The organism is Rossellomorea sp. ABR4_004 (assembly GCF_056159585.1).
Genome location: NZ_JBSWVM010000003.1, coordinates 259,334 through 280,797, shown reverse-complemented (window position 1 = coordinate 280,797; position 21,464 = coordinate 259,334). Strand labels below are relative to the sequence as shown.

Genomic DNA, 21,464 nt, shown 5'->3' with positions numbered 1-21,464 from the left:
ATACTGTTGCATGCTAAATTTGTAAAAAATAGTAGTATCTTGTCAAATAAACGGATAGAGGTGCCTAAAGTGAAATTATTTTCCAACACTTTCACAACTCTGGAAAGAGGACTGAATTACGCCTCGTTAAATCAAAAAGTGATTTCTCAAAACATCGCCAATGTCGACACTCCAAATTATAAAGCAAAAGAAGTAGAATTTAAGACAATTTTAGACCAGTCAGTTCAACAACTTGATGCAAAAAAAACGGATCAACGACATTTCAGCTTTCACTCAAGTAGTCAACATCCAGCAGTTAAAACAAAAACAGCATATCAATATAATCACAATGGAAATGGTGTGGATTTAGATCAGGAAATGTCAGAAATGGCTTCGAATCAAATCTATTTTAATGCCTTGACAGATCGAATAAATGGTAAGTTTAACAGTCTCCAAACCGTTGTAAGGGGTGGTAAATAATCATGGCGATATTTACAAGTATGAATACAACAGCATCTGCCCTTACTGCCCAACGCTTAAGAATGGATGTCATTTCGTCAAACATGGCCAATGCAGACACAACAAGAGGAGAAATGGTTGGAGGAGAATGGCAGCCATATAAAAGAAAATCTGTTGTGATGGCACCAAAGGAAAATCAATTTTCATCATTTTTAAATAAAGCCATGAACACAAGGGATAATCAAAATGTTGGAAGTGGAGTTAAGGTTTCCAGAATCGAAGAAGATGACGAAACACCATTTAAAGTGGTGTACGATCCAGAACATCCTGACGCGAATGGCGAGGGGTATGTGCAGCTTCCAAATGTTGACCCATTAAGAGAAATGGTTGACCTCATATCGGCCACTCGCTCATATGAAGCAAACGTAACCGTATTTAATGCGAATAAAGCGATGTTAATGAAATCTTTGGAAATCGGTAAATAAGAAAGAGGTTATAGTTCTATGGCAATACATAATATAGGTTCGATTAATCCTGGCGTTATTAGTCCGTCAATTGCAAAAAAAAATATTTCTCCTTCAGAAGCTACTGAGAACTTCAGTCAGTTACTTAAACAGTCCATTGACGAAGTGAATACTATGCAAGTTCAATCGGATCAAATGACCGAGAAGCTCGTGCGGGGAGAAAATGTTGATCTTCATCAAGTGATGATCGCCTCACAAAAGGCAAGTATCACATTACAAACGACCATGGAAGTGCGTAACAAAGTAGTAGAAGCTTACCAAGAAATAATGAGAATGCCAATGTAGTAGACTCATTCAGTCATGTACCGGAGGATTGTAATGAATGAATCGTTTAAGAAATATACAGAACAGATAAAGTCATATTGGGCAAGTAGAACAAAAAAACAGAAGATAGGTATGGGAGCAACCTTTCTGATTACAGTCATTCTGATTAGTGCTGTAAGCTTCTTTGCAACTAGAACCACTCTTGTTCCCCTATATAGTAATTTATCACCTTCAGAAACCGGAACGATTAAAGAGAATCTCGATGGGAGAGGTATCCCATCGGAGATATCCGATGGTGGATCAACCATCATGGTTCCTAAAGAACAAGTAGATACATTGAAGGTTGAATTGGCTGCAGAAGGAATTCCTGACTCAGGCAGTATTGATTACTCCTTTTTCAGTCAAAATGCTGGGTTTGGTATGACTGATAATGAATTTAATGTATTGAAGCTCGATGCGATGCAAACAGAACTTGCTCAACTCATGAAAGGAATCGAAGGAGTACAGGACGCTAAAGTCATGATCAATCTTCCAGAAAAGCAGGTATTCTTAAATGATGACATTCAACAAGCATCAGCTTCGATTGTATTAAATACAAATCCTGGTTTCACATTTGATCAAAAGCAGATTAAATCACTTTACCATCTGGTATCCAAAAGTGTTCCTGATCTCCCTACAGAGAATATCGTCATCATGAATCAATTTTTTGAGTATTTCGACTTGGAATCTCAAAATAATTCCATGGGCGGAGGCAACTTTGTTCAACAAATGGATGTCAAAAAAGAGATTGAACGCGATATACAACGTCAAGTTCAGAATATGTTAGGCACATTGATTGGATTTAATAAAGTAGTTGTATCGGTTACAACTGATATAGATTTTACCCAGGAAAACCGTGAAGAAAACATTGTTACACCAGTGGATGAAGAAAATATGGAGGGAATAGCCGTAAGTGCACAGCGTATTACTGAAACCTTCTCAGGCGAAGGGGCAAACCCGGGTGGGACACCTGGAGCCGGTGATGCTAATGAACCGACGAATACAGGGGATACTTATGGTTCCGGTTCAGAATCTAATGGTGATTATGAACGAATGGAGGAAACGATTAACAATGAAGTCAATCGTATCCGTAAAGAAGTAGTTGAGAGCCCTTATAAAATAAGGGATCTTGGGATTCAGGTTATGGTGGAACCGCCAAATCCTGATGAGGTTAATTCCCTGCCGCAAGACAGGGTGGATGATATCCGCCAAGTATTATCGACCATTGTACGAACTTCCATTGATAAGGAAGCCAATCCTGAATTGACAGACGAAGCAATAGAAGACAAAGTGACCGTCTCGGTTCAACCATTTAATGGGAAAGTCGATATGTCATCTGAAGAAAAATCTGTTCTTCCATGGTGGACCTATGTGATAGGTGGAATCCTTCTTATTGTCATTCTACTGCTGGTGTTTTTCCTGCTTCGCTCTAGAAAGAAAGAAAAAATAGAAGAAATGGCATATGAAGAAACAAGGGAGCCTGTCCATATACCGGAAATTGAGCCTAAAGAAGAAACAGAAGGAACGATTCGCCGGAAACAACTTGAAAAAATGGCCAAAGAAAAGCCAGAAGAATTTGCAAAATTATTACGGACCTGGTTATCAGAGGATTAGGAGGGATGAATGTGGTTAGAAGAGAGAAAGATTTAACGGGTAAACAGAAAGCAGCCATCCTTCTGATCTCTCTTGGTCCTGATGTATCCGCATCAGTATACAAGCATTTGTCAGAAGAAGAAATCGAGAAGTTAACGTTAGAGATATCCGGAGTCAAGAAGGTTGAGACTGAAGCGAAAGAGGGTATCTTAGAAGAGTTTCACCATATCGCCATTGCACAAGATTATATATCCCAGGGCGGGATTGGCTATGCCAAAACCGTATTAGAAAAAGCACTCGGATCAGAACAAGCATCGGCGATCATTAACCGATTAACTTCATCGTTACAAGTAAAGCCCTTTGACTTTGCGAGAAGAGCCGATGCTGCACAGATTCTCAACTTTATACAAAATGAACATCCTCAAACCATTGCATTAATTCTATCTTATCTTGAACCACAGCAAGCAGGACAAATACTTTCTGAATTACCTCAAGAAGTTCAAGCAGATATTGCCAGGAGAATAGCGATCATGGATGGAACTTCGCCGGAAGTGATCAGTGAAGTGGAAGCTATCCTTGAAAGAAAGCTTTCGGCGACTGTGACCCAGGATTATACGCAGACGGGTGGAGTTGAAGCGGTAGTCGAAGTGCTGAATGGGGTAGATCGTTCTACAGAGAAGACCATTCTGGATGCATTAGAAATACAAGATCCTGAATTAGCTGAGGAAATCAAGAAGAGAATGTTTGTGTTTGAAGACATTGTCACCCTTGATGGGCGTTCCATTCAACGTGTCATTCGCGATTGTGATAACGAAGATCTGCTCCTGTCCCTTAAAGTATCAAGTGATGAGGTGAAAGAAGTGGTATTTAGAAACATGTCTAATCGCATGGTGGAAACCCTTAAAGAGGAAATGGAATTCATGGGGCCAGTTCGATTACGGGATGTAGAAGAAGCACAATCACGGATTGTTGCGGTGATAAGAAGGTTAGAGGATTCCGGTGAAATCATCATAGCCCGTGGTGGAGGAGACGATATTATTGTCTAGAATCATTAAATCTTCCATTGCTCGAACCACTGATGAAAATAAAAAACTGATATCCCTTAAAAGGGTGAAAACACTGGAAGAATTCAAGCAACATGAAAACAACGGCACTGAAATGAACGCAGTAGCCGAGGGAAATCACATCATACATGAAGCAAACGATAAAGCGGCTCGAATAATCGAAGAAGCGAAAGAGATGACTTTCCATGCTCAGAATCAAATTGAACGTGAGAAAGAAAAGTGGCTGGTAGAGCGCGAGCAACTCATGCAGGAAGCCTATAATGTTGGTTTTCTTCAAGGTGAAGAAGAGGGTAGAAACAAAGGTTATCAAGAATATCAACAACGATTGATGGAAGCCAATGACATGACGGAGAGAAATAAACAACAGTATCAAGACTATATTCAAAATGCAGAGAAAGTCATCGTTACTTTAGGGATTGCATGTGCTGAGAAAATCATGAATCGGAAACTCCAGGAAGAACCCGATCATTTCTTTTCGATCGTGGAACGGGGATTAAAGGAAGTAAGGGATCTGTCTCACATTCAAATTCATGTTCATCCGTCCAAGCATAAGCTGTTGGTTGAAAACAAAAATGAGCTTGAAGCCATGTTCCCTACGGATGTTCAGTGCTTTATTTATGCAAATGATGATCTTCAAGCTGAGGAATGTTATATAGAAACAAATCAGGGACGAGTTATTGTGAGTGTGGACTCCCAATTAAGAGAGTTAAAGCAGAAGCTTCTTCACATTTTGGAAGGTGATGTTGAATGAAAGCAGCAGATCTAATTCACCAAATCCCCCAGATTCCAACTTTCAAAAAGTTTGGGAAGGTAAAGAGGGTTGTCGGGTTAATGATCGAATCTCAAGGACCTGAAAGTTCAGTGGGTGAAGTCTGTCATATTCATATTCTCTCCAGGGGGAAACAGAAGGTGATTCTGGCAGAAGTGGTAGGGTTTAATGATGATTTAGTAATCCTCATGCCCTATACCAATATGCAGGATATTTCCCCCGGCAGTATAGTAGAAGGTACAGCAAAGTCATTAGAAATCAAAATTGGACCATCTTTAATAGGGAAGGTGATTGATTCTCTTGGACATCCACTCGATGGAAGTCACTTACCGAATGGTTTAAGTACGACATACACGGAACAAGATCCTCCCAATCCCTTATCAAGACCGCCCATTAACGAAAAAATGGAGGTTGGTGTAAAAGCCATCGATAGCATGCTGACTGTAGGCAAAGGCCAAAGGGTCGGTATATTCGCTGGAAGTGGTGTAGGAAAAAGCACACTGCTTGGAATGATTGCCCGCAACACAAAAGCGGATTTAAATGTAATTGCGTTAATCGGTGAGAGGGGCAGGGAAGTAAGGGAATTTATTGAAAGGGATTTAGGAGAAGAAGGATTAAGGCGAACGATTGTAGTGGCAGCCACTTCAGATCAACCTGCACTGATGAGGATCAAAGGAGCCTTTACGGCGACTGCCATTGCGGAATATTTTCGAGATAAAGGAATGAACGTCATGCTCATGATGGATTCCGCGACTCGGGTAGCGATGGCTCAGAGGGAAATCGGATTGGCAGTAGGTGAACCACCGACCACCAAAGGATACACGCCATCTGTATTTGCTATTTTACCGAAACTATTAGAAAGAACAGGAACAAATGTACTCGGTAGCATAACAGCATTTTACACCGTTTTGGTAGATGGTGATGATTTAAATGAGCCAATATCTGACACGGTTAGGGGAATACTCGATGGTCACATTGTGCTTGACAGACAAATCGCGAATAGAGGTCAATATCCGGCTATCAATATATTAAAAAGTGTGAGCAGGTTAATGAATCATCTGGCATCTAAGGAACATTTACAGGCCGCTACGAGAATAAGAGAGTTATTAAGTACTTATATGAACTCTGAGGATCTTATCCAAATTGGTGCTTATAAAAAGGGTACTTCCCGTGAGGTTGATGAAGCCATCCAATACTATCCGGGTATCATCTCCTTCTTGAAACAGGGTGTATATGAACAGGTTTCTCTCCCTGCAAGTGTTGATGAACTTATAAAGCTATCGGAAAAAGGTGGATGAATCAAGTGAGTTATCAATATAGGTTTCAACGTATTTTAACGTTAAAGGAAAAAGAAAAAGATGAAGTTCAGGAAATGTACAGAGGTTCCATTGAAAAATTTGAGAAAGTTGCGGAGAAGCTTTATGAGTTTCTGAAAAAGAAAGAAACTCTTGAACAGCATCAAGAAACCAAGTTGCAAAATGGTTTATCTGTACAACATATTCGTCATCATCAACAATTCATCACCAATCTTGAAAGAACCATTTCTTATTACCAGGACCTGGTGATACAAGCAAGGAACCGGATGAACTGGTGTGAAGAAAAACTTGTAGATATGAATGTAGAAGTAAAGAAATACGAAAAGATGAAGGAGAATGATCTCCATCGTTTTTTGCAAACTAATCAACAAGCGGAAAATAAACAATTAGATGAATTATCAGTTGTTCAATATATGAAACGGGGAGTTAGGTGATTTCATGGCAAAGGTGATCGAAGAGGAAAATAAAGAGCAGTCAGGCCGTATGCAAAAAGTTGTGTTTATCTTCTTCATTCCTATCTTGTTTACCATAACCTTCGCACTCGTAATCATGACAGCTGCTGGAATCAATGTATTTGAAAAAGCACAATCATTCAGCTCTGATATCCCGTTTCTGGCTAATATCCTGCCATCAAATGAAGCTGAGGAAGCAGACGAATTACATGAGCGAATGGTTTCACTTCAAGCTTCAATCGAAGATCAAGAGGCGGAAATTGCCCAGCTTCAAAATGAAGTAGATAAAAAAGAAAGTGATAATGAACAATTGCAAGCGACCATTCAGCAGCAAAAAGAAGAGCTTGAAGAATTACGGCAGATTGGTGAAGAAAACAAGCGGGCCTTTAAAGAGGTAGTCAATACATTTGAATCCATGTCAGCAAAGAGTTCTGCCCCTGTTCTGATGAACATGGATGATGATGAGGCAATGAAGATTCTATCAAATATCAAGCCTGACACTCTAGCAGATATTTTGGAAAAAATGCCCCCGGAAGATGCTGCCAGATACACGGAGCTGCTCTCTACGGTGGATTGATGGACTAGGTTTTGAGAGGAGGTGAAAGAGTGGAAATCGGAATAGGTACAAAAGCTCCCAACTTTCCCATGGGGATGAGAAAAGAATCAACGCTTCCCAAGGAAGAAATGGATGGATTTTCGAAACTATTAGGATTTGTATCGAATCATGTTGTTGAAAAGGAAGCAGTAAAACAGCCTGAGACACTATCTCTTCTTGTTAGCCTGCAAAGCATCTTACGTGTAACAGAGCTTGATGAAATTGGACTGACAAGCGGACAATTAGAAGACATATCCCGATTAAAAGAATTTGATTATGACCAAATCGCTGAAATTGTTGGTGTGGATAAAGAAACAGTCAAAACACTTTTTTCTGAGCTTCAATCTGCTCTTATTGGGACTGAGCAAGCCTCTTCGTCATCAGGTGATAATGAAGGGAACCTTCATGAAATCCTGTTGGGAACGATGCAGCTGTTGCAATCCGCATTAAAAAATGAGGTGCGGGGCATAAGTGGAAAAGGACCAATAGAAGAAGTAACCAAACTTGTAAAGGTCATTGAACTTTTGGCAGCTAACCGTGACTTACTTGTGGTGGAAGCATCAAAAGCGACCGAGCTAAAACACATGTTGAAGATGGTTCAATCGGGTGTAGATGCAACCTTGGCGAGGGAGTTTAATCAGGGTAAGGATTGGTCCCGGGTATTAAAAGATGCTTTTCAACGTCAGTCACCTGTGCAAACAATGGAAAAGCAGTCCTCAACAGAAGCGGTCACAGTGGAGAAGAAAAACATTCAACCGATTCAGGCAAGCCACATACACTTTGTTCTTCCGAAAACAGAATCCGTTTCCATGAGTCTCTCATCAGGGAATCGCTCCATTCAATATGAACAATTTGTGAAAGAATTTCAGAATATCCTAAACAAATCTCAAATGCTGTCACAGCCTAACATGAGTAAGCTGTTAATCAAGCTGTATCCAGAACAGCTGGGTTCATTAAGGATTGAACTTCTACAACAAAACGGAGTGTTGACCGCGAAAATATTAGCTTCCACGGCAACTGCGAAAGAAATGCTGGATTCTCAACTTCAAGGATTAAAGCATGCGTTTACATCACAGAATCTTCAAGTAGAGAAGATTGAAATCTCACAGGCGTTAACAGATGCTGAGCGACAATCAAAAGGGCAGTCACAACAACAGTCCTCACAACAGCAAAAGCAGAATCAGCCACAAGCAGGGAGCCAGGAAGAAGAAAGAACTCAATCCTTTAAGGATTATCTCGTAAATACCGAAATATAGGTGATAATATGACGAAAATCGATCCGAGTTTACTATATTCCACCGTCCAAACAAAACAGCGTGAAGGCGGTAAGGATATTTTGGGAAAAGATGACTTCCTGAAAATCCTGATGACACAATTACAGAGTCAAGATCCGTTAAATCCAATGCAGGACAAAGACTTCATCGCACAAATGGCTACCTTTTCATCATTAGAGCAAATGACGAACCTGACGAAAACAATGGAGAAATTCGTGGATAACCAAAGTCAATCACAATTGATTTCTTATAATCAGTTTGTTGGTAAACAAGTGACATGGCATAAAATCATAGAGTCAGAAGCAGGCGATGCACCCGAAATACAAGAAGGACAGGGGTTCGTAAAAGGAGTCCGCTTTAAAGGTGACTCTGTTGAATTCATCATGGAGGACGGAACAATCCTGACTCCCGGGAATATTTCACAGGTGAATACGACGGACACCCCGGAAGCTTCTCTCGTTAATGCATCTTTATTAATAGGAAAGAACGTAACATGGAACAGTGAAGATGGAGAGATGAGGGGAATCGTTCAATCCGTTTCAAAGAAAGATTCACTCATTTGGTTTCATACTGAAGCAGGTGACAAAATCTCCAGTGATAAATTAATTAAAATTGAATCCTAGGGAGTGGATAGTATGGAAAAAACATTCTTTCATCGTTCACCTCAACCTATTGCACCAATTAATAAGACGAAAGCAATTAGTAAACCTTCAAGTGCATCATCATTTGCTGCCCAATTAGATAAGGCAATTCAACATGTACCCCATATACAGATTAGCAAACATGCAAAGGTAAGGATGGAACAACGGGGGATTTCAATTTCTCCACAAACATGGGAGAAAATAGGGGAGAAAATGAATGAGGCTAAAACAAAGGGTGTCGGGGATTCACTGGTAATATTAAATGATGCAGCCCTAATTGTAAGTGCAAAAAACAAAACGGTGATTACAGCATTAGACCGTGATGAAGCACACTCACAGATTTTCACAAACATCAATGGAACGATATTAATAGATTCATAGGCTGGACCTTTTTAGGAGGCCTGTAGCTGTGGACTGATTGAAGCAGCTAAAACGAAAGGGGAAAAAATTCATGCTACGTTCAATGTATTCGGGTATCAGTGGAATGAAAAACTTTCAAACAAAACTGGATGTAATCGGAAATAATATTGCAAATGTAAATACGTACGGCTATAAAAAAGGGCGTGTCACATTCCAGGATTTAATGAACCAAACCGTTTCTGGTGCAAGTAGAGCAACAGAAAACCGTGGAGGTCAAAATGCAAAGCAGGTAGGACTTGGAGCTTCACTATCGTCCATTGATACGATTCAAACTCAAGGAAGTCTGCAGACAACAGGCAGATCCTTGGATGTAGCCATCTCGGGTGACGGGTTTTTTGTTGTAAGACAAGGAAATAACGAAATGTTCACCCGTGCTGGAAACTTTTATTTAGATTCAAATGGGAACCTTGTGACAGGTCAAGGAAACCTTGTTCAGGGATATCCGGTCAACGGTGACGGTGTAGTCAATCAGAGTGGTGTGACTGATATCAAAATTGATACTAATACCACAATGGCACCACAGGCAACCAGCGAGGCTACTTACAATGGGAACTTAAAGTCTAGTGCCGTCGATGGTACTGTTGTGGAGCTTGAAACGAAGGTGAAGGATTCACTGGGTAAAGATATTAGTATTAAGTTAGTAATGGAGAAATCAGGTCAAAATGAATGGGACGTAACAATATCCAGTCTGACCGATGACGTTACAGTCGGCAATGGTCAAAATACCGTATTGAATTTTGACGAAGAAGGTAAATTAACTTCCCAAGTGCCTTTCCCCATAACATTAAATAATCAAACTGGTGCAAATCCTACCCAAACGATCGATTTGGATTTCTCCAAGATCACTCAGTTTGATAGCTCATCCTCCGCTAATGTAGATACTGTTGACGGAAACTCAGAAGGGTACCTTGAAAGCTTCAACATAGGTTCCTCTGGTGAAGTGAACGGAGTATTTTCCAATGGAGAAGTGAGAGTTTTAAGTCAACTGGCACTAGCTACTTTTTCCAATCCGGGTGGTTTGACGAAAGCCGGCAATAATCTGTTCCAGGCTTCGAATAACTCAGGGCTTCCGAATCAGGGGGTAGCTGGAGAGGGAAGAGGTGCACTTCAGTCCGGTGCACTTGAAATGTCCAACGTAGACCTATCCGAAGAATTTACTGAAATGATCACGGCTCAGCGTGGATTCCAGGCAAATACACGTATTATCACAACGTCGGATGAAATCTTACAAGAGCTTGTAAACTTGAAACGTTAATACGTTAAAAAGGGAGGAATGGACTGACACCTTAAAGGTTTACATTAGGTTGAATCGGAGGATGATTGTCGGTCCTGAAATTTATGATCACTTTAACCAGGTTGAATGGAAAGTCGTTTACGTTGAATGCTTTATACATTGAAACAGTAGAAGCGTTTCCGGACACTACGATTCTATTAACAAATGGCAGACGATATGTTGTGAAAGAAACGGTGGACGAGGTTGACTCCCTTACACTTTCTTTCTTTCAAAAAGCAAAATTACTCAGCCTGCCCCAAGAGGGAGGGAGTAACAGTTGAAGAATAAAGCCCTGACAATCATGATGATCCTGTTGGTTACGATCACACTTGTGGGTGTGATCGCGTTAGTTGTCATTCTGAAGTTTTCAGGAGAGGAAGAAACGAAAGAGCCTTCCATTGAAGAAGTGATAGAACATTCGGTGGACATACCTGAGACGACAACCAATTTAATGAGTAATGATTTCATTCGTATTTCCTTTAAGATACAAACCGATAGTAAAAAAGCGAAAAGTGAGCTGGAAAAGAGAGACTTTCAAGTGAATAACATCATCATAGAAGAGCTTTCAGAATTGAAAGCAGAAGACCTGCAAGGGAAAAAAGGGAAAGAATTGATCGAAACAAAGGTCAAAGACAAAGTAAACTCCCTTATGCAAGAAGGTATGGTAGAAAGAGTCTATATCACCTCTATGATGATTCAATAAGGTAGCCTATATCGAGTGTTCGGAGGTGAAGGCATGGCTAGTGAAATTTTATCTCAAAGTGAAATCGATGCTCTGTTGTCTGCTCTCAATACGGGAGAGATGAGCGCAGATGATTTCAAAAAAGAAGAAGAAGAGAAAAAAGTGAAAGTGTACGATTTTAAGAGAGCTTTACGGTTTTCTAAAGATCAAATCCGAAGTTTAACGAGAATTCACGAAAACTTCGCCCGGATCTTGACTACCTATTTCTCTGCTCAATTAAGAACTTATGTACAAATAAATGTTGCTTCTGCTGACCAAATCCCATACGAAGAATTTATCCGTTCCGTTCCGAAAATGACCATCTTGAACGTATATGAATTACCTCCTTTGGATGGAAGGATCCTTATGGAAATCAACCCGAATATAGCTTATTCGATGATGGATCGGGTGATGGGCGGAAGGGGAGTCAGCGTTAACAAAGTAGAGAGTTTAACAGAAATTGAGACAAGAATTATGAGTCAGCTCTTTGAAAAGGCGTTTGAGAATTTAAGGGAAGCCTGGAGCACTGTGGCTGATGTAGATCCGCTTTTTGCGGAATTCGAAGTGAACCCGCAATTTCTTCAGATGGTGTCACCGAATGAAACGGTTGTGGTTATTTCATTGAACACAACGATAGGTGAAACGAGTGGAATGATTAATATCTGCATTCCACACGTTGTACTGGAGCCGATCCTTCCGAAACTATCAGGAAGCTATTGGATGGAAAGCAAACGTAAAGAGAGTAAGCCGGAAGAAACGGCACATCTTGAAAGAAGAATCAAGAAAGCCCAAGTGCCAATTGTAGCTGAATTAGGGCGTTCTGATATTTCAATTGAAGAGTTCCTTATGCTGGATATTGGTGATGTAATCGAAATGAACACCCGAATCGATGATCCTTTAACGATCAGAGTGGGTGAAATTCCTAAATTTACAGCTCAGCCAGGGAAGTCAAATAAGAAACTGGCCGTACAAATTTTAGATTCGTTGAAGGGGGGAGACGACGATGATGAGTGATGATATGTTATCACAAGATGAAATTGATGCGTTGCTCCGTGGGTCTGCAGAGCCTGAAGAGGAAACAGAAGAGCGCAAAGAGATAAATAGTAATGAATACATTAGTTCTATGGAAGAGGATGCTTTAGGTGAAATAGGGAACATCTCCTTTGGGAGTTCTGCAACGGCTTTATCCACATTGCTCAATCAGAAGGTTGAGATTACGACCCCTAAAGTAACGATCATTGATAAAAATTATTTAGAGGAGGAATTTCCTCATCCGTATGTCGCCATTCAAGTTCAATATACTGAAGGTTTTTCAGGCGTGAACCTGCTGGTGATCAAACAATCAGATGCATCCATCATCGCTGACTTGATGCTTGGAGGAGATGGAAGGAACCCATCCGGTGATTTGGGGGAAATACAGCTAAGTGCTGTTCAAGAGGCAATGAATCAAATGATGGGGTCTGCTGCAACCTCCATGTCTACGGTTTTTAGTAAGAAAGTGGATATTTCACCACCTTCCATCGATTTGATGTACATACCTCAAGGGGAGGGAGAAGAAAACCTTCCTGATCAAGATCTATTAGTAAAAGTATCATTCTCATTAAAAATCGGAGATCTTATTGATTCTAGCATCATGCAGCTCTTGCCCTTGGGTTTTGCCAAGAGCCTGGTGGATGAATTAATGAATGGTGGAGCTTCTGAAGAAGTTGCCGCAGCGGTTACTCCGAGTCTGGAATCTCCCGCAGCTCCACAACCAGAGCCTGTTTATAGCGGTACGTATGAGGAGCCTGTCCGTACCTCCCAACAGCATGCATCTCCTCAGCATCTGGGGGGACAAGGGGGGCATGCAGAAACTGTCAATGTCCAACCGGCTACGTTTAGTCATTTTGAACCGACAACATTGGGACAACAGGAAGCAAAAAACCTGAATATGCTACTGGATATTCCCTTGCAGGTCACGGTAGAGCTTGGAAGGACGAACCGATCTGTCAGGGACATACTTGAGTTATCGTCCGGCTCCATAATAGAGCTTGATAAATTAGCGGGGGAGCCGGTTGATATCCTTGTAAACAGTCAATTGATGGCTAAAGGAGAAGTAGTAGTGATAGATGAGAACTTTGGTGTCAGAATTACGGACATTGTAAGTCAAAGTGATCGTATTAAAAAACTTAAATAACATAGATGATGATGGAGGATGACGATAATGGCTAATAAAATTCTAATTGTAGATGATGCGGCTTTTATGCGAATGATGATTAAAGATATTTTAACTAAAAACGGGTTTGATGTGGTAGGAGAGGCAGCCGATGGAAGTCAAGCTGTTGATAAATACAAAGAACTGAAACCTGACCTTGTCACTATGGATATTACGATGCCTGAAAAAGATGGTATTGCAGCTTTAAAAGAAATCAAAGCAATCGACGCCGGTGCGAAAATCATTATGTGCTCTGCAATGGGTCAACAAGCAATGGTGATTGATGCCATACAAGCGGGTGCAAAGGATTTTATCGTTAAACCGTTCCAGGCAGATCGTGTAATCGAAGCGATTCAAAAAGCTCTAAGCTAACAGATTAGTAAGAAGGTGCATGTATTGAAGAAGATTCAAATTCTAGTGAGTCTTATTGTTTTTATCATTACTGCAAATGCTGTGAATGGAACAGCATTTGCAGAAGTGAATAATGTCAAGGACTGCATAGAACACCCAGAGAAATGCAATGAACAACAAAATAATGTGACTGACACCTCAGGCGCTGCTACCTCGGTTACTTTTTTGGATTATTTTAAAATGATTGTTGCTCTTATCTTTGTAGTTGCGCTCATCTATTTTTTATTGAAATTTATCAACCAAAAAGGAAGATCCTTTCAACAAACGAAATTAATCAATCATTTAGGTGGAACGCCTCTCGGGGGAAATCGTTCTGTCCAAATTGTTAAGGTAGGCAAACAAGTACTGGTACTCGGTGTAGGAGAAGATATTCAGCTATTGAAAGAGATTCAGGATGAGAAAGAGAAAGAACAGATACTATCCTTTTATCAGGACGCTCAACTACCTGATGCCAAAACAGCCGTATCCAGATGGTTAACAAAGGCAAAAAATCAATCGCAATCATCTGACTCAAGCTCATTTCAATCACAGTTGAAATTACAGCTGGATGAAATGAAAAAGGGAAGAAAGAAGATGTTCAAGGATCTAAAGAATAAGGAGAATCATTCTGATGAATGAATTCATGGAGTTTTTTAATAGTAGTTCTGCAGATAATGTATCGACAAGTGTAAAGCTGCTATTACTATTTACCGTCCTTTCCCTTGCACCCAGTATCTTGATTTTAATGACATCTTTTACCCGGATCATGATTGTCCTATCCTTTGTCAGGACTTCCCTTGCCACACAACAAATGCCACCGAATCAGGTATTGATTGGAATTTCTTTATTTCTTACGTTTTTTATCATGGCTCCAACTTTTCAAGAGGTGAACGATGAAGCATTGACTCCTCTTTTTAACGAAGAGATAAATCTTGAAGAAGCTTACGACAAGGCTTCGATCCCGTTTAAAGAATTTATGAGTAAGCACACAAGACAAAAGGATTTAGAGTTGTTTTTACAATATTCCGGGGCTGATCGACCCGAATCTGTGGAAGACATTCCTCTAACATCGTTAGTACCGGCATTTGCATTAAGTGAAATTAAGACGGCTTTTCAAATAGGATTTATGATTTTTATTCCTTTCTTAGTCATCGACATGGTGGTAGCGAGTGTCTTGATGTCCATGGGAATGATGATGCTTCCTCCTGTTATGATTTCATTGCCTTTTAAGATTTTACTGTTTGTGCTAGTGGATGGCTGGTATTTAGTAATAAAATCTCTTTTACAAAGTTTTTAAGTAGGTGAGTTTCAATGAATGCTGAATCTGTTATCGCGATAGCGGAGCGTGGAATATATGTAACCCTCATCGTTTCCGGTCCTCTATTGCTATTGGCCCTTGTTGTAGGATTGATCGTCAGTATTTTTCAAGCAACAACACAAATACAGGAACAAACTCTTGCGTTTATTCCTAAAATCGTGGCGGTCTTGATCGGGATTGTTTTCTTTGGACCTTGGATGTTAACGAAGCTTGTGACGTATACTTCACAAATATTCTCAGATTTAACAAGGTTCGTAGGGTAAGAGAATGGAAGAGCTTGTACCCATTCTATCGGTATACTTACTAGTGTTTGTAAGGGTTTCTGCTTTTTTTGTTACGATGCCTCTGTTTTCATACCGTAACATACCTGCACAACATCGGATCGCATTCTCGTTGGTACTCTCCTGGGTCATGTACTATACGATTGAATCTAAGGCATTTGAAATTAACGGCCACTATTTTTTGCTGATCATGAAAGAAGCTATGATCGGACTTCTCATCGGTTTTGTTGCCTATATGATCGTGACGGCCATTCAGATAGCCGGTGGGTTTATAGATTTTCAAATGGGGTTTGCCATTGCCAATGTGATCGATCCCCAAACAGGAGCACAAAGCCCCTTGATGGGTCAGTATCTATATACATTTGCACTGCTTTTATTGCTTGCTCTTGATGGTCATCATCTGCTCCTCGATGGAATTTTTTATAGTTATCAGCTGATCCCGTTAGATAGTCCATGGATACCATTTGGAGATGAGAGATTAATTGACTATGTCATGACATCATTTAACTCAATGTTCATCATTGCTTTTCAAATGTCGATTCCTGTTGTCGCAACGCTGTTCCTTGTAGATGTGGCCTTGGGGATTGTGGCTCGTACTGTACCGCAGTTGAACGTCTTCGTCGTAGGGTTTCCCATCAAGATTGCCGTTGCATTTATCGTGTTGTTCATAGTAATGGGAGTGATGTTTGCTGTCATGCAGCAGCTTTTTGAAATGATGTTCGTGACCATGAGAGATGTAATGAAAATTATTGGAGGCACATAAATTGAAGTGGTTATCATTAGACCTGCAGTTTTTCAGTGGGGAAAAGACGGAGAAAGCGACTCCGAAAAAGAGGGACGACGCGCGGAAAAAAGGACAAACAGCAAAAAGCCAGGATGTGAATACAGCCATAATCCTTCTTGCCGTTTTTTTATTCCTTACATTCAGTGCTTCATATATTGGAAATATTGTGTTCGATCTCTTTAATCAAACCTTTCAGGAATATATGCTGATGGAACTGACAGAGAATACAGTTCAAGTCATAACCATGGATATAATGAAAGAACTTGCGTTACTTCTCGGACCGATTATGTTAGTGGCCATACTTGCCGGATTGTTTTCAAATTATATTCAAGTTGGAGTCATGTTTACGACTAAGCCGCTGGAGCCGAAGCTTGAAAAGATTGATCCGATTAAAGGGTTTAAGCGCATCTTTTCTTTAAGAGCAATCGTTGAACTATTAAAATCCATTTTAAAAATTTCATTTGTTGGGGCAATCACCTTTGTCATTCTCTGGATGAATATTGATCAAGTGTTAAGTTTATCGTTTAAATCAGTGGGGGATTCATTAGCGACGATGGCGAGCTTGACTGTGCAAATGGGAATCGCTGCTTCACTGGCGTTACTTTTCTTATCACTATTCGATTTTCTTTATCAGAAATATGATTTTGAAAAAAATATTCGAATGTCAAAGCAGGATCTAAAAGATGAACATAAAAACATCGAGGGAGATCCTCTGATTAAATCCAAAATTAAGCAGAGACAGCGTGAAATGGCCATGAGACGCATGATGCAGGAAGTCCCTGAAGCAGATGTGGTGATTACAAACCCTACTCACTTTGCCATTGCGCTTAAATACGATGAGAATAAAATGGATGCGCCGTATGTAGTGGCGAAAGGCGTTGACTATCTAGCTCAAAAGATTAAATATATCGCAAATGAAAACGACGTGGTTATGGTGGAAAATCGTCCCCTAGCCCGCTCCCTATATGACTCGGCTGAAATAGGTGATGCAGTACCTGAAGAATTTTTCAAAGCAGTTGCAGAAATTTTAGCTTATGTTTACCGAATAAAAAATCAAATGTAAGCAGTTAGGAGAGAAATAATGTCAGCAAGAGATTTATCCGTACTAGCCAGTGTCATATTAATCGTTGCCATGCTTATCATCCCGTTCCCATCCTGGTTATTAAGCTTATTGATCATCGTTAATATTTCACTTGCACTCCTTGTACTCCTAACCTCGATGAATATGAATGAACCATTGCAATTTTCTATATTTCCATCCCTATTATTATTGTTAACACTTTTTCGATTAGGTCTAAATGTTTCCACAACGAGATCGATCCTTAGTAAAGGTGAAGCAGGGGACGTTGTTGAAACCTTTGGAACATTCGTTGTAGGAGGAAATATTCTCGTCGGTCTAGTAGTATTCATCATCCTCATCGTGATTCAATTTATTGTCATAACAAAAGGATCTGAGCGTGTGTCCGAGGTCGCGGCAAGATTTACACTTGACGCGATGCCTGGTAAGCAGATGAGTATAGATGCGGATTTGAATGCCGGGATGATTTCAGAGCATGATGCCAGAAACCGTCGGGAAAAAGTGGGTCGGGAAGCAGATTTTTATGGTGCCATGGACGGGGCATCCAAGTTTGTCAAGGGAGATGCCATAGCTGGTATTGTCATTGTCATGATCAATTTAATCTTCGGTATTATTATTGGAATGACACAACAAGGGCTACCCATTGCCGAAGCGGCAACGCGCTATTCCTTACTTACAGTCGGAGATGGAATCGTCAGCCAGATTCCTGCCCTGTTGATCTCAACAGCCACGGGAATCGTGGTAACCAGAGCAGCATCTGAAGGGAACCTGGGACAGGATATCATGAATCAGCTACTTGCTTATCCTGCAATGCTGTATGTAGCTGCCTTCACGATCTTCATGCTGGGAGTAGCAACTCCTATTAATGATATCTTAACCATTCCAGTGGCAGCCTTATTAGGGATAGGGGCCTTCATGCTCTCAAGGTCACCTAAGGAAACTGAATCGGACATGATGGAAATGGAAGAGGAAGTAGAGCAGGACGAAATGAAAAGTCCGGAGAGCGTCGTGAACTTACTGAATGTTGATCCGATTGAATTTGAGTTCGGCTATGGTCTGATTCCCCTTGCCGATACGAATCAGGGAGGAGATCTCCTTGACCGGATTGTAATGATACGCCGTCAATTAGCGATAGAGCTTGGGCTGGTCATACCTGTTGTAAGGATTCGGGATAACATACAACTTCAACCGAATGAATATCGTTTGAAAATTAAAGGCAATGAAATGGCCCGTGGAGAGCTTTTGCTTGATCACTATTTAGCCATGAGTCCTGGTGTGGAGGATGATTCCATTGAGGGAATTGATACAATCGAACCATCATTCGGTCTTCCGGCTAAATGGATTTCAGAAGAAATGAAAGAGCAGGCAGAAATTTTCGGTTATACGGTTGTGGATCCGCCGTCAGTGGTGTCGACCCACATAACCGAGATGATTAAAACAAATGCTCATGAACTACTGGGCAGGCAGGAGACGAAACAACTCATTGATCATCTGCAGGAATCCTACCCGATATTAGTGGAAGAAGTGACGCCGAATCCTTTAACAGTAGGTGAAGTACAAAAAGTATTAGCCAAGTTGTTAAAGGAAAATGTGTCTATCAGAAATTTGCCGATTATTTTTGAAACACTTGCTGATTATGCCAAAATGAGTTCAGATACAGATCTTTTAGCTGAATATGTACGGCAGTCGTTGGCAAGGCAAATTACCAGTCAATATGTTCAAGGAGATGCTTCCTTAAAGGTTGTGACTATGTCAGGAAAGGTCGAAAAATTGATTGCCGACGCCATTCAACAAACGGAACATGGAAATTATTTATCCATGGATCCAACCGATTCTCAAGGAATCCTGGAGGCAGTCGCATCACAAATGGAGCAGTTGTCTCTTATGGAGGAGTCACCGATCATCCTGTGTTCACCAGCTGTGAGAATGTACGTTAGACAATTGACAGAAAGGTACTTTCCTCAAGTACCGATCATTTCATATAACGAATTAGAAGCAAATGTAGAAGTTCAAAGTTTAGGGGTGGTGAATGTCTGATGAAAATAAAAAAATATGCAGCGCCTTCCATGAATGAGGCAATGAAAAAGATCAGATCTGAATTAGGGGATGATGCCGTCATCCTAAACTCTAAAGTAGCATATACTGGCGGTTTCATGGGGTTATTCAAAAAGAAAATGATTGAAGTCATTGCTACCATTGATCCAGAGGTTGAGAGTGAAAAGGTAGAGATGAGTAAATTGAAAGCGACATCTGCACCAATCGCTCCTCCTTCACCATCCGAAAAAAAATACGAAGTACCAAATCAATTGGTAGAGGCAGAATTAAAAGAACTAAAACAAATGATCTCTACTATTAAATCAAAAAATCAATTTGAGAAATTTGCTGAAGAAGTTCAAGAAATCTTGCTATTTCTTAAAAATCATGACATCAGTGATACAACTCTCTTCCGATTGGGCGACTATTTAGAAGAGAGAATCAAGAGTGGATTTCTTCCAGGGAACCATCGAAATGAATGGGCTAAACAGGAAGTCAAACATTTTCTGGATGGTCTGTTGAAAGGAATTGCTCTTGGGGGAATGAGTTACAAGAAGAAATATATTAACGTGATAGGCCCAACCGGTGTGGGGAAAACAACTACTTTAGCGAAAATGGCGGCTGAAGCAGTCATAGAGAAACGGATGAAAATAGCTTTCATCACGACAGATACGTATCGTATAGCAGCGATCGAGCAATTAAAGACGTATGCAGGTCTGTTGAATGTTCCAGTTGAAGTAGTCTATAAAATTGAAGACTTTAAAAAAGCAATCGATAAATTCCGGGACTACGACCATGTATTCATTGATACTGCAGGCAGGAATTTCAGAGAAAAGAAGTATGTAGAGGATTTGCGTGGAATTATTGACTTTGACCACCACATGGAGACGTTCCTGGTTCTTTCCCTGACAAGCAAGGAGAGGGATATGAAGGAAATCATTTCACAGTTTTCTTCCATTGACATTGATCGATTTATTTTCACGAAACTAGATGAAACATCCAGTTATGGCTCTATGATCAATATGATGACAGAGGTGAAGATCGGTGCATCTTATGTAACGATCGGTCAGGATGTACCAGAGGATATTACCGAGGTAAATGTTGAAGAAATAGGTCATTTACTAATGAAAGGATTTCGATATGAAAGATCAAGCATATAACTTAAGGAGGAAAATGCTCACCGGCGACTCTTCTCCCGCTAAAACCATTGCAGTCGTAAGCGGAAAGGGTGGGGTTGGAAAATCGAATATCTCCACTAACCTTTCCGTTTTGCTTGGTAAAGAAAATAAGAAAGTATTATTGGTTGACCTGGATATCGGAATGGGAAATATTCATATTTTACTAGGAAGTCATCATTCCTACTCAATCATGGATTATATCGAGGAAAAAGAACTAGATATTGACAAGGTTATATGTGAAAATGTTCATGGTGTCTCTTACATTAGTGGGGGGAATGGCCTGAAAAGTATAGTGGAGTGGAAAGAGGAGCAGATAGAACGGTTCTTTGAACTGATGGAGCATGTAGTTCAAAAGTACGATTACATACTTTTTGATATGGGTGCAGGAGCTACGAAAGAGACGTTGGAATTTCTCTTGGCGATGGACGAAATCATTGTTGTCACGACACCTGAACCTACCTCGATTACAGATGCTTACTCAATGATGAAATATATATATATGAGGGATCAAGAGAAACAGTTCTATCTGATATGTAATCGGGCAGATTTCAAGAAGGAAGGTCTTGAAACAATCACGAGATTACAAGAAACGATGAGGAAATTCCTCCATAAGGAGATCGTTTCTCTAGGAGTCTTACCTGAAGATTCAACAGTAAGGAAGGCGGTCATCCATCAAACACCCATAGTTATCGGATACCCTGCTTCAGCTATGACTTTAAGTCTGCGTACGATGTTGCACCACCTAGTCGGGGGACCTTATCGACCAGTGACGAAACAGTCAGGCTTTTTAAAGAGTATGAGAAATATATTTTTTGGGAGGTAAA

General features: G+C 40.4%; 26 protein-coding genes. All 26 read left to right on the top strand.

Annotated elements, in window-relative coordinates; all coding sequences use genetic code 11:
- Positions 1-69: 69 nt before the first annotated feature.
- Positions 70-459 carry a flagellar basal body rod protein FlgB gene (gene flgB, locus ACXAF2_RS18425; protein WP_475140853.1) on the top strand — a complete coding sequence of 130 codons (390 nt, stop codon included), beginning with the start codon at positions 70-72 and terminating at the stop codon, positions 457-459.
- A gap of 2 nt (positions 460-461) precedes the next feature.
- Entirely contained in the window at positions 462-923 is a 462-nt protein-coding gene (gene flgC, locus ACXAF2_RS18420) for a flagellar basal body rod protein FlgC (RefSeq protein ID WP_475140851.1), read from the top strand.
- Between the two features lie 18 nt (positions 924-941).
- Positions 942-1,247: a flagellar hook-basal body complex protein FliE gene (gene fliE / locus ACXAF2_RS18415; protein WP_475140849.1), complete on the top strand. Its 306-nt coding sequence runs from the start codon at positions 942-944 to the stop codon at positions 1,245-1,247.
- Between the two features lie 33 nt (positions 1,248-1,280).
- Positions 1,281-2,879, top strand: a complete 1,599-nt coding sequence (gene fliF, locus ACXAF2_RS18410; RefSeq protein WP_475140848.1) for a flagellar basal-body MS-ring/collar protein FliF — start codon at positions 1,281-1,283, stop codon at positions 2,877-2,879.
- A gap of 11 nt (positions 2,880-2,890) precedes the next feature.
- Positions 2,891-3,904: a flagellar motor switch protein FliG gene (fliG, locus tag ACXAF2_RS18405; RefSeq protein ID WP_475140845.1), complete on the top strand. Its 1,014-nt coding sequence runs from the start codon at positions 2,891-2,893 to the stop codon at positions 3,902-3,904.
- Entirely contained in the window at positions 3,897-4,673 is a 777-nt protein-coding gene (gene fliH / locus ACXAF2_RS18400) for a flagellar assembly protein FliH (RefSeq protein ID WP_475140843.1), read from the top strand. The genes fliG and fliH overlap by 8 nt, the downstream gene beginning before the upstream one ends.
- Complete coding sequence (gene fliI, locus ACXAF2_RS18395) at positions 4,670-5,989, top strand: flagellar protein export ATPase FliI (protein ID WP_475140841.1); 1,320 nt, start codon at positions 4,670-4,672, stop codon at positions 5,987-5,989. Before fliH ends, fliI begins: the two co-directional genes overlap by 4 nt.
- A 5-nt stretch (positions 5,990-5,994) precedes the next feature.
- Positions 5,995-6,441, top strand: a complete 447-nt coding sequence (fliJ, locus tag ACXAF2_RS18390) for a flagellar export protein FliJ (RefSeq protein ID WP_475140839.1) — start codon at positions 5,995-5,997, stop codon at positions 6,439-6,441.
- A gap of 4 nt (positions 6,442-6,445) precedes the next feature.
- A complete protein-coding gene (locus tag ACXAF2_RS18385; RefSeq protein ID WP_475140838.1) occupies positions 6,446-7,036 on the top strand; it encodes a MotE family protein in 591 nt (196 codons plus the stop codon).
- Between the two features lie 29 nt (positions 7,037-7,065).
- Positions 7,066-8,310 (top strand): flagellar hook-length control protein FliK, encoded by a 1,245-nt coding sequence (locus tag ACXAF2_RS18380; RefSeq protein ID WP_475140836.1) that lies wholly within the window; start codon positions 7,066-7,068, stop codon positions 8,308-8,310.
- Positions 8,311-8,318: 8 nt separating this feature from the next.
- Entirely contained in the window at positions 8,319-8,951 is a 633-nt protein-coding gene (flgD, locus tag ACXAF2_RS18375; RefSeq protein ID WP_475140835.1) for a flagellar hook assembly protein FlgD, read from the top strand.
- A 12-nt stretch (positions 8,952-8,963) separates the two neighbouring features.
- A complete protein-coding gene (locus tag ACXAF2_RS18370; protein WP_475140833.1) occupies positions 8,964-9,350 on the top strand; it encodes a TIGR02530 family flagellar biosynthesis protein in 387 nt (128 codons plus the stop codon).
- Between the two features lie 70 nt (positions 9,351-9,420).
- Positions 9,421-10,644 (top strand): flagellar hook protein FlgE, encoded by a 1,224-nt coding sequence (locus ACXAF2_RS18365; protein WP_475140831.1) that lies wholly within the window; start codon positions 9,421-9,423, stop codon positions 10,642-10,644.
- An 83-nt stretch (positions 10,645-10,727) separates the two neighbouring features.
- Positions 10,728-10,943 carry a flagellar FlbD family protein gene (locus ACXAF2_RS18360; protein WP_475141283.1) on the top strand — a complete coding sequence of 72 codons (216 nt, stop codon included), beginning with the start codon at positions 10,728-10,730 and terminating at the stop codon, positions 10,941-10,943.
- On the top strand, positions 10,940-11,365 hold the full coding sequence (gene fliL / locus ACXAF2_RS18355) for a flagellar basal body-associated protein FliL (RefSeq protein ID WP_475140830.1): 426 nt from the start codon (positions 10,940-10,942) through the stop codon (positions 11,363-11,365). The genes ACXAF2_RS18360 and fliL overlap by 4 nt, the downstream gene beginning before the upstream one ends.
- Positions 11,366-11,398: 33 nt before the next feature.
- On the top strand, positions 11,399-12,397 hold the full coding sequence (fliM, locus tag ACXAF2_RS18350) for a flagellar motor switch protein FliM (RefSeq protein WP_148968746.1): 999 nt from the start codon (positions 11,399-11,401) through the stop codon (positions 12,395-12,397).
- Entirely contained in the window at positions 12,387-13,559 is a 1,173-nt protein-coding gene (gene fliY / locus ACXAF2_RS18345) for a flagellar motor switch phosphatase FliY (protein WP_475140828.1), read from the top strand. The genes fliM and fliY overlap by 11 nt, the downstream gene beginning before the upstream one ends.
- Positions 13,560-13,586: 27 nt before the next feature.
- On the top strand, positions 13,587-13,949 hold the full coding sequence (locus ACXAF2_RS18340) for a response regulator (protein ID WP_098351769.1): 363 nt from the start codon (positions 13,587-13,589) through the stop codon (positions 13,947-13,949).
- A gap of 24 nt (positions 13,950-13,973) precedes the next feature.
- A complete protein-coding gene (locus ACXAF2_RS18335) occupies positions 13,974-14,606 on the top strand; it encodes a flagellar biosynthetic protein FliO (protein ID WP_475140826.1) in 633 nt (210 codons plus the stop codon).
- The gene (gene fliP / locus ACXAF2_RS18330; RefSeq protein WP_427597527.1) at positions 14,599-15,264 is read left to right on the top strand and encodes a flagellar type III secretion system pore protein FliP; all 666 of its coding nucleotides are present in this window, start codon (positions 14,599-14,601) and stop codon (positions 15,262-15,264) included. Before ACXAF2_RS18335 ends, fliP begins: the two co-directional genes overlap by 8 nt.
- Positions 15,265-15,278: 14 nt before the next feature.
- Entirely contained in the window at positions 15,279-15,548 is a 270-nt protein-coding gene (gene fliQ, locus ACXAF2_RS18325) for a flagellar biosynthesis protein FliQ (RefSeq protein ID WP_044337389.1), read from the top strand.
- A gap of 4 nt (positions 15,549-15,552) precedes the next feature.
- On the top strand, positions 15,553-16,329 hold the full coding sequence (gene fliR / locus ACXAF2_RS18320) for a flagellar biosynthetic protein FliR (RefSeq protein WP_475140824.1): 777 nt from the start codon (positions 15,553-15,555) through the stop codon (positions 16,327-16,329).
- A 1-nt stretch (position 16,330) separates the two neighbouring features.
- Complete coding sequence (gene flhB / locus ACXAF2_RS18315) at positions 16,331-17,413, top strand: flagellar biosynthesis protein FlhB (RefSeq protein WP_475140822.1); 1,083 nt, start codon at positions 16,331-16,333, stop codon at positions 17,411-17,413.
- Positions 17,414-17,431: 18 nt separating this feature from the next.
- The gene (flhA, locus tag ACXAF2_RS18310; RefSeq protein ID WP_475140820.1) at positions 17,432-19,465 is read left to right on the top strand and encodes a flagellar biosynthesis protein FlhA; all 2,034 of its coding nucleotides are present in this window, start codon (positions 17,432-17,434) and stop codon (positions 19,463-19,465) included.
- Positions 19,465-20,622, top strand: coding sequence for a flagellar biosynthesis protein FlhF (gene flhF / locus ACXAF2_RS18305; RefSeq protein ID WP_475140818.1), 1,158 nt, complete (start codon positions 19,465-19,467; stop codon positions 20,620-20,622). Before flhA ends, flhF begins: the two co-directional genes overlap by 1 nt.
- On the top strand, positions 20,603-21,463 hold the full coding sequence (locus ACXAF2_RS18300; protein WP_475140817.1) for a MinD/ParA family protein: 861 nt from the start codon (positions 20,603-20,605) through the stop codon (positions 21,461-21,463). Before flhF ends, ACXAF2_RS18300 begins: the two co-directional genes overlap by 20 nt.
- Position 21,464: the final 1 nt, after the last annotated feature.